Genomic DNA, 11,789 nt, shown 5'->3' on the forward strand with positions numbered 1-11,789 from the left:
CTCCGCCGGTTTCGACTGCCTGCTCTGCCAAGCAGCCGTCATTCACTGTTGGTGGGATGAACGGTCGCTATCAGTCGAGGCCGTGTGCAAACACTCGGTGCGCGTGTTTTTGAGGGTCATCAGACCCTTCCCTTGTCTTCGATCGTCGATCCTGGCTCGATCTGAGAGGTCGACTTCCGACATGACCAGCAGAGCGGTGAGTTTTCACACAGCCTCTGTCTGAAGTAGACGTTGCTGATCCGACTCTGAATCGCCCAAGTCTGCCGTTCTAGGCCTTGATCAGAGAATCGAAGGCATTCCGTTCGAACGGAGAGAGACCTCTTATGTAGCGTTGCACCGTGCTCTCCGAACGATGCCCTGTTTGCCTTTGGATGGCCCAGGTCGGCACACCAGCCTTGGCAGCAGCAGTTACCAGTCCCGAACGCAAGCTGTGCGCCGAAAAGCCACTCGGATCGAGCCCGCAATCGCGCATGCGCCGTCGCATCACTCCGCCGACCGCTGCCCCGCTCAGCCCGTTTCCAAGCTTTCCATACCGATCCACCCTCCGAAACAATGGTTTTGCGTCGACCTCTTCCGGGTCCACCCTGCGCACCAGCTCAATCCAGCTTTTCAGCAGGTTGGCCGGACACATCCGCCCTGGCCCCTGCGGCAGCGCGACCACCCTGCCCTTGCCCTGCTGGTCTGTCTTCGAGCGCACCAGTGTCACCGTCACCCCCTGGGTGTCGAACACCAGATTCTCGAACTTGAGCCTTGCCAGTTCCGATCTTCGAAACCCTCCCGCAAACCCCACCACTAGCAAGGCGCGGTCCCGCAGGTCACGTACCGGATCCAAGTGCCTCTGCGGCTTGGCGAGCAGACGCAGCATCTCGATGCTGATGGGCTTGGCCTGCCTCTGTGCCGACCCGTGGATTCGCCGAATCCCCCGCATCGTGGTCTGCACCAGCTCCGACCGCGTGGGCGACGGCTTGCCCAGCACTGTATGGGCGCAGGCAATCGCGGCCAAACGCCGGTTTAAGGTGCTCGCCTTGACCTTACCCGCGAAGGCTGCCACGTACCGCGCCACCATCACAGGCGTAGCAGGCACCCTACCGCCCCAGTCCCGGAAATGCCTGAGGTCCCCGGCATAGGCCCGTCGCGTGCTGTCCGCCACGGCGCTGGCGACATAGTGATCGAACTGGGCATGAGCCTTTCGGGGCTTGGTCGCCCTGGTGGGCCTGCGCGCGACGGAGGCGCCGGCCGATGAATCGATGCGAACCTTCTTCATGATGTTGCTCGCTTTCTTTGAAGCGGATGGTGTTTGTTCTTGAGAATGAGCAACGCCCGCGTGGGCGGGCGTTGGTTGGGGTTCGGTGCTATGGCTCGTTCGAGGCGATCTACTGGAAACGGGTACGTGACCGCGACGTGCTCACCACCAGCGTCAGGTACGCGGTCTGGTCCTCACCGGTGGGCTGGCTGCGCAACCGGATGGTCAGGTGCAAAGCCCCTGCCCCCAATGCTTCGCCCAAGCTGCGCCCCAGTCCGCGCACCATGCGCACCGTGAGCTGGTACTCGGACGGCGCCCACAGCACGAGCACCGCGCCGAGCGCGTCTTCCAGCCACACGCCTCGGTGCTGGAGCTCTTCCAGGACCTCCACCATGGCGGCATCCAGCTGCGTGGGCTTGTCCAGCGGCTGGGTGAACAGTTCCAGACGCACCTGACCGAAGTCCAGGGTTTCGACGACGTCGCTGTGGTCCCAGGCCGCTTCCATGATCGACAGACCCGCCAGTACCGACCGCTGCAGCCCCACATAAAGCCACTGCAGCGGCGCCAGCTCAACTGGATCGTCCGACTCCGAGATATCTACGCGCGCATCGATCGAATCGCACAGGATGCCGAGGAGCGAGTCTCGGTCCGGTGGCAGGCGCTGGTGCGCTCCGACAACCACGCCGATGACGTGCGCCTCCTGCGCCCAAAGGCGCCAGACCAACAGCATCGCCGCTTCGATCTCCACTGGGGTGAGGTCGAGCCCAAAGGCCAGGCACAGGATTCGCGTGTCCGTCAGGTCCACGCGGGCGACGGTCGCATCGGCCGCCTGACCGGCGTCCACCTCGAGGACGCAAGGCGGCTGGTTCAGCAGATCCGCCAGCGGCGTGGACAGCGGTGCATCGATGTGGGTATGAAACCGTCGGACAAAGTGTTGGCCCGAGGCGCCGATGCCGATCAAGCGGACAGCAGCCGTCGGCCCGCTGTCGGCGGGCGTGTGTAGAACATTCATGGGGGGTACCTGTGACGCCGCACGCACCTGGGCGGCGGCAATGAAATGAGAACGGAAAAAGCAAAGGCGCCGCACCAGCCTCTCGGCCAGCCGGCGCCTTCGCAAAGGGCTGTGTAAGTAGCGCGTTGCCGCTACGCCATCGGCTTCAGCACGCGCTGTCCAGGCCATCGGCCGCAAAGTTCTTGCCTTCGGTGCGCGTCAGGTCGCGCAAGCACACCGGCGTCTTGCTGCTGATTGCCTTGTCGAGCAACGCATAGTCCATGCGCCGCATCATGCTGGCCTGCATCCAGACGACGTTGCCCTTGCCTGTGTGCAGGCACACGGCCTCTTCGCCACAGGGCTCGTACTTGGTGATGAGCGACATGAGGCTCTCGGGACCGGAACTCGGGGCCGCAGTGGGCGCACGGGGAGTCGTTGCGGGCGCAGCGCCTGAGCCGGCAGCAGCCGCCTCGTCCTTCTTGGTCTGCGCCACCAAGGCGCCCCAGTCCGAATTCTCGGTGCCCGGCAGGCAGTCCACCGCCTCGCCCTTGTCATTGCGGAAGGTCGAGTAACCCCGGGCTGTGAACACACCGGGGTCTTGGGTCTTCTGGACGCCGACCAGGCAAATCGGCTGGTTGCCCCGGTACGCCACGTCGAGCGCATTCATGCCCCGGGCGTTGACCTTGCTGGCGTCCAGCTGGTAGTGCACGGCGTCCGTCTCGTTCACGCTGTCACGGCCGCGGAAGCACACAAGGCCCCGTTCGTGGCACCGCCCCGCCGCGTTGTCCGGCTGCCGCCAATCCAGGATGTACACCACCTTGCGCCACTTGCCGCTGGCGGAGAGGCGGTCGACTTCGGCCTGTTTCTTGGCGTTTGCCTCGGTCTCCTTGGCTTGGCGCTTGGCCTGTTCCTTGGCGAAGGTGTCTGCGAGGACGATGACGCGCATGTACGGCACGGTGCCGGACACGTTGACGTTGGTGGTGACGTAGAAGTTGGACTTGCCCTCTTCCTTTTGCACTTGGTAGGTCAACGACTTGCGGATCGGGTCCGGCGAGGCTTGGGGGCCCTGGTTCCAGACCTGGAACTGCGCCACCTCGGCCTTGGCCTTCTGCAGCAGCGTGCCCTGCGGGTTGGTCAGCGCGGCGAAGGGATTGAGCGAATCGAGCACGCCGACGAGGGGGCTGGTGATGGCAGCCATGTACTGATTCATGGTCTTCACCTTGTCGGCCGAGGCTTGCACCGTGAAGGTGACCTTGCAGCTGCGGACCTTGAGCTTCTCGTCATAGGCGGTGACGGTGGGCGTCTCCAGCGCGATAGTGGCGATGTCCTTGCTCTGGACCTGCAGGTCCTTGAGGTGGTCGTCGTGCGCTTGGGCGACGAGGTCGCGGATCGAGCTGGTGACCTCGACGTCGTTGCAGGGTGGGGCCTCGGGGCCGCAGCCCACCAGTACCGCCGAGCAGATAACGGCCAAGAAGGCGATGCTCGCGGTCGGACTGAGCCAAGAGAGTTTGGCGCTAAACATGATTGATCCCATCTTTCGTGTTGAACGAGGCACCGCTGTGCCTCGCGATTGGTTTCTTCTGGTTCTGCAACAAGCAATAGAGCCCGCAGCCGCACTGCCTGCATTTCAAATACTACCAAATCGGTAGTATTTGAAGCGAAGCTTCCCGGGACTATCTTGACCTTTGCCCGCAGAGGTCTGGATGAACGTGTTTGGCAAGCGCCTCAAGCATGCGAGGCAGCTGGCGGGTCTATCGCAAGAGCAGGTTGGAATCCAAGCCGACTTGGATCCGATGTCAGCGAGTACGCGAATGAATCGCTACGAGCTTGGTAAGCGCGCACCAGACTACGAACTGGTTGAGCGCCTTGCGTTCGTTCTGAAGGTTCCTACAGCCTATTTCTACACTGGCAATGACGAGGAAGCCCAGTTGCTACTCGCCTTCCATAAGCTATCGAAGAGCAAACGTGCGCAAGTGATGGAGTTTGTATCGTCGCTTGGGCGATGAGCGTCTAGGTATCAATACTCCTCCGGAAGCAGCAGTGTCGTGACGCTGCGATCTGCTTCAGTGATCACCCATATCCGGTTGTCGTGCTCATCGGCTTCCTGTGCTGGCTGTGCCGGCGCTGCACCCTTTTCGACCGCCACTTGCAGCGGCAATCGGTAGACCGAGAGCATACGCAAGCCGTGCTCGAGCGCGTCTTCATTGGTGACTACGTCTTCGGGATCGATCTCGCCCCAGTCTCCGGTGACATGCTTGGCCAGCAGCACGAAGGGGTTGCTGTTGGTGGCGTGTATGAGCGCCAGGGCGCCCGGTGTTGCGACAACGCGGCCCAGCGCAAAGCGCGGTGTGCTGCCAGGCTTGAGGAAGGCTCTCAGAAGGTCTTTCATTTGAAATCTCCATAGGAAAGGAGCGCCCATGCGGCGGCGGCACCTGGCCCCAGGGGCAAAGTGCGGCAGTCGAAAAAAGCGCGAGGGATAAACAAAAACGGCCACCAAGGCCAGCGGCAAATGCGCTGGCTTGGCGGCCATCAGGGGACTACAGGCGGCGGTGCGCCTGCACACGGGCGCCGCCTTGCTAGCTTGGCGCTGGCAGGGCTAGCCCGTGGGTAAATTATAGCATAAATGCGACAAAATGTAACAAATCTGATCCGAAAACCGGCTCGGCGTGATCCCACAAGATCGATGGACGAATGCTCAAAAAAGGCACTTGGGCGGCCTGTGGCCATGTCTTCCAAGCGGCCTGCCGCGCCTTAGTGCAGGCCACCTTCGCGAGGGCGGGCTGGGGTGCTGCGACGCTAGGGTTAAGCCGCCGCCTATGCGACCAGTGCAGCACGGCTTGTGCAAGGTAGCCCAAAAAGGCCCACCTGAGCGCAAAAAGAAAGGGGGGTAAAAAAGGGGGTAAAGTGCCTGACCCGCCCGCAAACCCGCATGGATACTGGGTTGCCGGCGGAGAGTGTGAGATTCGAACTCACGGACGATTTCTCGTCGGCAGTTTTCAAGACTGCTGGTTTAAACCACTCACCCAACTCTCCGGAACCATCGATTTTATGCCGACGGCGTTGCCCTACTCTTCATCGGGCAGGAACATCGCCTGCAGATCGCTCAGAAAGTCCAGCCCGCGCTCGGTCGGCCACACGCGGAACAGGTCGCGTGCCACGAGCCCCTTGCGCTCGGCTTCTTCCAATCCACGCTGGATCGAGGTCATCGCCAGCCCCGTGCGTTCGCTGAACTGTGGCAGCGTGAAGCCCTGCTTCAGCCGCAGCGCATTGAGCATGAATTCGAACGGCAGATCGGCCAGCGCCACCTCGTCGCTCTGCGACACCGCGGCGCCCGCGCGTGCGTTCTCCATGTACAGGCGCGGTTCGCGAAAGCGCACCTGGCGCACGATGCGGTGCGCAAAGCTCAGCTTGCTGTGCGCGCCGGCGCCAATGCCGAGGTAGTCGCCGAACTGCCAATAGTTAAAGTTGTGCGCGCACTGATGCCCCTCACGCGCATAGGCCGACACCTCGTAGCGCGACATGCCGGCCGCGCTCGTGCGTTCGGTGATGCGATCGAGCATGGCGTAGGCGATGTCGTCCTCGGGCAGCGTGGGCGGGAACTTGGCGAACCAGGTGTTGGGCTCGATGGTCAGGTGGTACACCGACAGGTGTGGCGGCGCGAGCGCCAGCGCCTGCGACAGATCAGCGTCCAGGCCTTCGAGCGTCTGGCCCGGCAGCGCGTACATCAGGTCGAGGTTGAAGGTATCGAAGGTGCTCGCAGCCTCTTCGAGCGCGGCGATGGCCTGGGCGCGGTCGTGCACGCGCCCCAGCGCCTTCAGGTGCTCGTCGTTGAAGCTCTGCACGCCCACCGACAGGCGCGTGACGCCGGCCGAGCGGTAGGCACGGAAGCGGTTGCGCTCGAATGTGCCGGGGTTGGCTTCGAGCGTGATCTCGCAATCGGGCGTGAGCTTCAGGCGCGCACGCACATCGCCGAGCAGGCGGTCGATGGCTTGCGGCGAAAACAGGCTCGGCGTGCCGCCGCCGATGAAGATGGTGTGGACGGTGCGGCCCCAGATGAGCGGCAGTGCGGCATCGAGGTCGGCCACCAATGAATCGATGTACGCCTGCTCGGGAATGCCGTCGATCTCCGCTTCGCTCGCGGCGCGCCATTCGTGCGAGTTGAAGTCGCAGTACGGGCACTTGCGCAGGCACCACGGCAGGTGGATGTAGAGCGACAGCGGCGGCAGCGCGCTGAGCTGCAGCGGACCGGGCCGCATCCAGTGCAACACGTCGTTGGCCTGCGGCGCTCCCGTGGACTGCGCCGGCTGGATCGGGAAGATGGTGGCCATTACAGCCAGCGCTCGCGCATCAACGCCAACATGGCCTGCGCCGCGCGGCCGCGGTGGCTGTTGGCGTTCTTGACCTCGGGCGGCAGTTGGGCAAAGGTCTTGCCGAAGGCCGGCAGGTACATCACGGGGTCGAAGCCGAAGCCGTTGTCGCCAACGGGCGCAGGCGCAATCTCGCCGACGACGCGGCCGATGGCGATGAGCGGCTCGGGGTCGTCGTGGCTGCGCAGCGCGACCAGCGTGCTCACGAGCGCGGCGCGGCGGTTGGCCACGCCGTCGAGCTGCTCGAGCAGCGCCTTCACATTGTTGGCGTCGCCCTTGGCGTAGCCGAACTGCGTGGCGTAGAAGGCGGTGTCGACGCCCGGCAGGCCGCCGAAGGCATCGACGCAAAGGCCCGCGTCGTCAGCGATGGCTGGCAGGCCGGTGGCGGCGCTGGCGTGGCGGGCCTTGGCCAGCGCGTTCTCCACGAAGGTGCGGAAAGGTTCTTCAGCCTCACCCACGCCCAGCGCCGACTGCGGCACCAGGGTAACGGCCAGCTCTGCAAACAGTTGCTGGAGTTCGGCGAGCTTGCCTGCGTTGTTGGAAGCCAGAACCAGTTTCATGAGTCAGTTCGAGAGCAGTGCCTGCTTCTGCAAGGTCACGAGTTCGCCGATGCCCTTCTCGGCAAGGCCGAGCAGGATGTTCATTTCTTCGCGCGTGAAGGCCACGCCTTCGGCCGTGCCCTGCACTTCGACGAAGTGACCGGCGCCGGTCATGACGACGTTCATGTCGGTGTCGCAGGCCGAATCTTCGGTGTATTCGAGGTCGAGCAGCGGCGTGCCGCCGACGATGCCCACCGAGATGGCAGCCACGTGCCCGTTGATGGGCGATGCCTTGATGGCGCCGCTGGCCAGCAGCTTGTTGACCGCGTCCTGCGCCGCCACGAAGGCGCCAGTGATGGCGGCGGTGCGGGTGCCGCCGTCGGCCTGCAGCACGTCGCAGTCGAGATGGATGGTGCGCTCGCCGAGCACGGCAAGGTCGAACACGGCGCGCATCGAACGGCCGATGAGGCGCTGGATTTCCTGCGTGCGGCCGGTCTGCTTGCCCTTGGCCGCCTCGCGGCTGCTGCGGGTGTGCGTGGCGCGCGGGAGCATGCCGTATTCGGCGGTGACCCAGCCCTCGCCGCTGCCCTTCTTGTGCGGCGGCACCTTCTCTTCGACGGAGGCCGTACACAGCACGCGGGTCTGGCCGAACTCGATCAGCACCGAGCCTTCGGCATGGATGGTGAAGCCACGGGTGATGCGCACCGGTCGCAATTGATCGGCGGCACGGCCGCCGCTTCGCGTGAAAGCAGTCATTTGTTCGGGAATTGGAAAGAAAAAAAGAAAAGCTGCGCGCGCTCAGGTCTTGCGTGCGGCGGAACGGCGAATGGCCTCGTTGATCTCGGCGATGGAGCGCTCGATGGCGTCTTCGTCGAGGTCGTCGATCTCGTTGTCCGACGCCGGCATGCCAGCCTGGATGGTCGAGGCGAACACGCCGTCTTCGATGGTCTCGGTGGACACGCCGCTGCGGTCGTCCGCGCTGTCGGGCATTTCCCATTCGAGCGCGATGAGCGTGACGTTGTCGCTGTGGGCGCCGCCCTTGCGCAGGGCCATCTCGGCGAGGTCGGGAGCCGCATCGGACACGGGCTTGCCGGAGGAAAGCGTGTGCACGATCAATTCGTCGTCGAGCACGCCCCACACACCGTCGGAGCACAGCATGATGCGGTCACCGCGCTGCAGCTGCAGCGGCGCCGCGATGTCGAACAGCGGCGTGGTCGGCGAGCCGAGGCAGGTCAGCAGCAGGTTGCGGTTGACCGGCATGTCGGAGCCGTGCGGCTTGGGGCGTTCGGCGTGCGAGTGGTCGCGCGTGCGCACCAGCAGGCGGCCGTCGCGCACGACGTACAGGCGCGAATCGCCGCAGTGCATCCATGTCGCGGTAGTGCCCTGGAGCACGGCCGCGACGACGGTGGTGCGCGGCGTGTCGAGCATGGCCTTGTGGCTCGCGTAGCGCATGATCTGCTGGTGCGCGGCCATGGCCGATTCGGCCAGGAAGGCCTTCACGTCCTTCACGGTCGGGCGCGCCTCGCGCTGGTAGAGCGCGGCGATGGTCTGCAGCGCCAGCTGCGCCGCAACCTCGCCTTCCGGATGGCCGCCCATGCCGTCGGCCAGCACGAACAGCCCCGATTCCCGCGTGTAGCAATAGCCCATGCGGTCTTCGTTCTTGAGACGCCCGCCCTTGCGGCTGACCTGGAAGACGGAGAATTTCATGATGTCATGCGGGGCGCGTGGTGGGCGCAGCGGCCTTGGGGAGGCTCTTCTTGTCGAAAGAGCGGATGTTGTCGATCGACAGGCGCACTTTTTCGCCCACCGTGAGCTTGGTATAGCGGCGCTCGCCTTCGCGGCTGAGCTCCTTCTGCAGCGCGAAGACCGACTGCGGGCGCGACAGCGGGTCGAGCGACATGCACCACTCGACCACTTCGATCAGGTTGTCGGAGTACACGCCGCGCAGGCGCGACAGCGACAGGCTGAGCCGGTCTTTTTCGATTCGGCGCGGCGCGTCGTTGGGCGGGTAGCCCTGCATACAGGCGTAGATGCAGGCGCCGATGGCGTAGATGTCGGTCCAGGGGCCCATCGACGAGTCGCGCCGGTACATCTCGGGAGCCGCGAAGCCGGGGGTGTACATGGGGCGGATGAAGATGCCTTCCTTGCTGAGCACTTCGCGCGCGGCGCCGAAGTCGATCAGCACGGCGCGGTCGTCGTCGGTGACGAAGATGTTGGCCGGCTTGATGTCCAGATGCAGCATCTTGTACTGGTGGACGATGCGCAAGCCGCGCAGAATTTCGTCAAACAGCGAGCGGATGGTCGACTCGCGGAACACCTTCTGCTTTTTCAGGTCTCGCGCGGTGACCACGAAATCCTGCAGGGTCGCGCCCTCCAGGTAGTTCATGACCATGTAGACGGTCTCGTTCTCGCGGAAGAAGTTGAGCACACTGACCACCGAGGCGTGCGAGATCTGCGCGAGCGAGCGGCCCTCCTCGAAGAAGCTCTTGAGCCCCAGCCGGTAGAGCGACAATTTCTCGGGCGGCACTTGCGGCGCGAGCTCGCCGGGACCTCGGGTGGCGAGCGACGACGGCAGGTATTCCTTGATGGCCACCTGCTGTCCGCTGGGGTCGATGGCGAGATAGACGACACCGAAACCACCTGCGGAAAGCCGGCGTACAACGCGGTAACCACCAATGACCGTATCGGGCAACAGGGGCGTAGGCTTGACCTTTGACATAATCCGGGAGTTTCGCCCGAAGGCGATGGTGCGGCAAGCGAACGCCGTGCCGACGCCTCGGTGCATGCAAGCAAAACCACAGTGAGGCGCAATGCCAGTTTACAGCATGACCGGCTACGCCAGCGGCCAGAACGGGTCCGCAGGCAGCCACTCCGAAGCCGATGCACGGCCTTCCGCCGGGGGCCGGCTCGGGGTCGAAATCCGCTCGGTCAACAGCCGCTTCCTCGATCTCACCTTCAAGTTGCCCGAGGAGCTGCGCCAGCATGAGACCGCGCTGCGCGAGCTGCTCACGGGCAAGCTCAAGCGCGGCAAGGTCGAGGTGCGCGCCGCCATCGAGAACACGGCCCAGGCCGGCGTGGTCGAGCCCTCCGTCAAGCTGCTCCAACGGCTCAACGGGGTGCAGGACAGCATCAAGGCCTGGCTGCCCGCCGCGCGCGACCTGAGCGTGGCCGACGTGCTGCGCCTGGCCGGCGGCGACAGCGCCGCCCGCGGCGACTGGGGGCCCGACCTGATCGATGTCACAGGCAAGGCGCTCGAAGGCCTGATGTCGGCCCGCCAGCGCGAAGGCGCCCGGCTGGCCAAGATGCTCGAAGCCCACCTGGGCCAGCTGCGCACCCTGGTACAGCAGGCCGGCCCGCTGGTGCCGCAGCTGGTCGAACAGCAGCGCACCCGCTTCCTGGAACGCTGGCAGGAGGCCATGGGCCTGACCGCCGGCACGGGCGGCACGCTGCCCGAGGCCGCCCAGGACCGCGCGCTGACCGAGGCCACCGCCTTTGCGATCCGCATCGACGTGGCCGAGGAGCTCACGCGGCTGAATTCGCACCTCGACGAGATCGAGCGGCTGCTCAAGAAGGGCGGCGAGATCGGCAAGCGCCTCGACTTCCTGATCCAGGAGCTGCACCGCGAGGCCAACACCCTGGGCTCGAAGTCGGCGGCGCTGGAGCTCACGCGCATCGGCGTGGACATGAAGGTCCTGATCGAGCAGATGCGCGAGCAGGTACAGAACATCGAATGACGACGAGCGACAGAATGGACTACCCCGGCAACATCTTCGTGGTGGCGGCGCCCAGCGGCGCCGGCAAATCGAGCCTGGTCAAGGCGCTCATGGAACTCGACTCGGCCGTGCAGCCTTCGGTGTCGCACACGACCCGGTCGCCGCGCGGGCAGGAAAAGCATGGCCGCGAGTACTTTTTTGCGTCTCCGACGGAGTTCGACGCAATGATTGCGGCCGACGGCTTCGTGGAATGGGCCCACGTGCACGGCCACCGCTACGGCACCTCCAAGAAGGCCATCGAGGAACGGATCGCCCAGGGCGCGGACGTCATCCTCGAAATCGACTTCCAGGGCGCCCTGCAGATCCGCAAGACCTTTGCCAACGCGGTGATGATCTTCATCCTGCCCCCCAGCTGGGAAGAACTGCGCTCCCGGCTCGAACGGCGCGGCGAAGACAGCGCCTCGGTCATCGAATTGCGGCTTAAAAACGCCGCCGAAGAGATGGCCCGGGCGGGGGAATTCGACTTCGTTATAATCAACGAGTTATTTGAGCGCGCACTTTTCGATCTCAAGGCGATCGTCCACGCTCAGCGGCTCCGGTATTCCGCACAGCGCCGTGCCCGTGCCGACACATTCGCCGCACTGAACATCCCCTGATATCCGAGTTCACCGCTCCCAGACCGAAAGATTCTCATCATGGCCCGCATCACCGTCGAAGATTGCCTCGTCAATATTCCGAACCGTTTCCAGCTCGTCCTGGCCGCCACCTACCGTGCGCGCATGCTGAGCCAGGGCCATGCCCCCAAGATCGAGAGCAAGAACAAGCCCGCCGTGACCGCCCTGCGCGAAATCGCCGAAGGCAAGATCGGCCTCGAAATGCTCAAGAAGGTGCCGGGCTGATCTGACGCAGCCCTGCAACGAAAAGGCACCGCGAAGC

Annotated in this window: 13 protein-coding genes and 1 tRNA gene; 4 read left to right on the forward strand and 10 right to left on the reverse strand. The window is 64.4% G+C overall.

Features of this window, described 5'->3' with window-relative positions; genetic code table 11:
- Positions 1-268: 268 nt before the first annotated feature.
- The 3 genes from ACEOAB_RS23735 to ACEOAB_RS23745 all read right to left on the reverse strand — a co-directional run bounded on the left by ACEOAB_RS23735 (position 269) and on the right by ACEOAB_RS23745 (position 3,756).
- A complete protein-coding gene (locus tag ACEOAB_RS23735) occupies positions 269-1,264 on the reverse strand; it encodes a site-specific integrase (RefSeq protein ID WP_413747652.1) in 996 nt (331 codons plus the stop codon).
- Positions 1,265-1,373: 109 nt separating this feature from the next.
- Complete coding sequence (locus tag ACEOAB_RS23740; protein WP_413747651.1) at positions 1,374-2,255, reverse strand: hypothetical protein; 882 nt, start codon at positions 2,253-2,255, stop codon at positions 1,374-1,376.
- A 145-nt stretch (positions 2,256-2,400) separates the two neighbouring features.
- Positions 2,401-3,756, reverse strand: coding sequence for a hypothetical protein (locus ACEOAB_RS23745; RefSeq protein WP_413747650.1), 1,356 nt, complete (start codon positions 3,754-3,756; stop codon positions 2,401-2,403).
- 181 nt (positions 3,757-3,937) lie between these two features.
- Here ACEOAB_RS23745 and ACEOAB_RS23750 point away from each other — a divergent pair, with 181 nt between their 5' ends.
- Positions 3,938-4,240: a helix-turn-helix domain-containing protein gene (locus ACEOAB_RS23750; RefSeq protein ID WP_413747649.1), complete on the forward strand. Its 303-nt coding sequence runs from the start codon at positions 3,938-3,940 to the stop codon at positions 4,238-4,240.
- An 11-nt stretch (positions 4,241-4,251) separates the two neighbouring features.
- On the opposite strand, the gene ACEOAB_RS23755 is transcribed toward ACEOAB_RS23750, so the two are convergent.
- From ACEOAB_RS23755 to ACEOAB_RS23785, 7 genes are all read right to left on the reverse strand, one after another.
- A complete protein-coding gene (locus tag ACEOAB_RS23755) occupies positions 4,252-4,623 on the reverse strand; it encodes a type I restriction endonuclease subunit M (protein WP_413747648.1) in 372 nt (123 codons plus the stop codon).
- Between the two features lie 559 nt (positions 4,624-5,182).
- Positions 5,183-5,267, reverse strand: a tRNA-Ser gene (locus tag ACEOAB_RS23760).
- Between the two features lie 32 nt (positions 5,268-5,299).
- A complete protein-coding gene (hemW, locus tag ACEOAB_RS23765) occupies positions 5,300-6,562 on the reverse strand; it encodes a radical SAM family heme chaperone HemW (protein ID WP_413747647.1) in 1,263 nt (420 codons plus the stop codon).
- Positions 6,562-7,161 (reverse strand): non-canonical purine NTP pyrophosphatase, encoded by a 600-nt coding sequence (locus tag ACEOAB_RS23770; protein ID WP_056595070.1) that lies wholly within the window; start codon positions 7,159-7,161, stop codon positions 6,562-6,564. Before ACEOAB_RS23770 ends, hemW begins: the two co-directional genes overlap by 1 nt.
- Positions 7,162-7,164: 3 nt before the next feature.
- Positions 7,165-7,896 carry a ribonuclease PH gene (rph, locus tag ACEOAB_RS23775; protein WP_413747646.1) on the reverse strand — a complete coding sequence of 244 codons (732 nt, stop codon included), beginning with the start codon at positions 7,894-7,896 and terminating at the stop codon, positions 7,165-7,167.
- Between the two features lie 42 nt (positions 7,897-7,938).
- On the reverse strand, positions 7,939-8,847 hold the full coding sequence (locus tag ACEOAB_RS23780; protein WP_056595071.1) for a PP2C family protein-serine/threonine phosphatase: 909 nt from the start codon (positions 8,845-8,847) through the stop codon (positions 7,939-7,941).
- Positions 8,848-8,851: 4 nt separating this feature from the next.
- Positions 8,852-9,859 (reverse strand): serine/threonine protein kinase, encoded by a 1,008-nt coding sequence (locus ACEOAB_RS23785; RefSeq protein ID WP_042673779.1) that lies wholly within the window; start codon positions 9,857-9,859, stop codon positions 8,852-8,854.
- Positions 9,860-9,950: 91 nt separating this feature from the next.
- Between ACEOAB_RS23785 and ACEOAB_RS23790 the strand changes: the two genes are divergently transcribed.
- Genes ACEOAB_RS23790 through rpoZ form a run of 3 tightly spaced genes read left to right on the forward strand, consistent with a single transcriptional unit; the run spans position 9,951 to position 11,752 of the window.
- Positions 9,951-10,874, forward strand: coding sequence for a YicC/YloC family endoribonuclease (locus ACEOAB_RS23790; protein WP_056595072.1), 924 nt, complete (start codon positions 9,951-9,953; stop codon positions 10,872-10,874).
- Between the two features lie 14 nt (positions 10,875-10,888).
- The gene (gmk, locus tag ACEOAB_RS23795; protein WP_007835873.1) at positions 10,889-11,509 is read left to right on the forward strand and encodes a guanylate kinase; all 621 of its coding nucleotides are present in this window, start codon (positions 10,889-10,891) and stop codon (positions 11,507-11,509) included.
- 39 nt (positions 11,510-11,548) lie between these two features.
- Entirely contained in the window at positions 11,549-11,752 is a 204-nt protein-coding gene (gene rpoZ / locus ACEOAB_RS23800) for a DNA-directed RNA polymerase subunit omega (protein ID WP_007835875.1), read from the forward strand.
- The last annotated feature ends 37 nt before the right edge of the window (positions 11,753-11,789 follow it).

The organism is Variovorax sp. Varisp53, from assembly GCF_059491555.1.

Coding starts and splice junctions, on each gene's coding strand:
- ACEOAB_RS23735 (WP_413747652.1), bottom strand. CDS start 1,264: ATGAAGAAGGTTCGCATCGATTCATCGGCCGGCGCCTCCGTCGCGCGC.
- ACEOAB_RS23740 (WP_413747651.1), bottom strand. CDS start 2,255: ATGAATGTTCTACACACGCCCGCCGACAGCGGGCCGACGGCTGCTGTC.
- ACEOAB_RS23745 (WP_413747650.1), bottom strand. CDS start 3,756: ATGTTTAGCGCCAAACTCTCTTGGCTCAGTCCGACCGCGAGCATCGCC.
- ACEOAB_RS23750 (WP_413747649.1), top strand. CDS start 3,938: ATGAACGTGTTTGGCAAGCGCCTCAAGCATGCGAGGCAGCTGGCGGGT.
- ACEOAB_RS23755 (WP_413747648.1), bottom strand. CDS start 4,623: ATGAAAGACCTTCTGAGAGCCTTCCTCAAGCCTGGCAGCACACCGCGC.
- hemW (WP_413747647.1), bottom strand. CDS start 6,562: ATGGCCACCATCTTCCCGATCCAGCCGGCGCAGTCCACGGGAGCGCCG.
- ACEOAB_RS23770 (WP_056595070.1), bottom strand. CDS start 7,161: ATGAAACTGGTTCTGGCTTCCAACAACGCAGGCAAGCTCGCCGAACTC.
- rph (WP_413747646.1), bottom strand. CDS start 7,896: ATGACTGCTTTCACGCGAAGCGGCGGCCGTGCCGCCGATCAATTGCGA.
- ACEOAB_RS23780 (WP_056595071.1), bottom strand. CDS start 8,847: ATGAAATTCTCCGTCTTCCAGGTCAGCCGCAAGGGCGGGCGTCTCAAG.
- ACEOAB_RS23785 (WP_042673779.1), bottom strand. CDS start 9,859: ATGTCAAAGGTCAAGCCTACGCCCCTGTTGCCCGATACGGTCATTGGT.
- ACEOAB_RS23790 (WP_056595072.1), top strand. CDS start 9,951: ATGCCAGTTTACAGCATGACCGGCTACGCCAGCGGCCAGAACGGGTCC.
- gmk (WP_007835873.1), top strand. CDS start 10,889: ATGGACTACCCCGGCAACATCTTCGTGGTGGCGGCGCCCAGCGGCGCC.
- rpoZ (WP_007835875.1), top strand. CDS start 11,549: ATGGCCCGCATCACCGTCGAAGATTGCCTCGTCAATATTCCGAACCGT.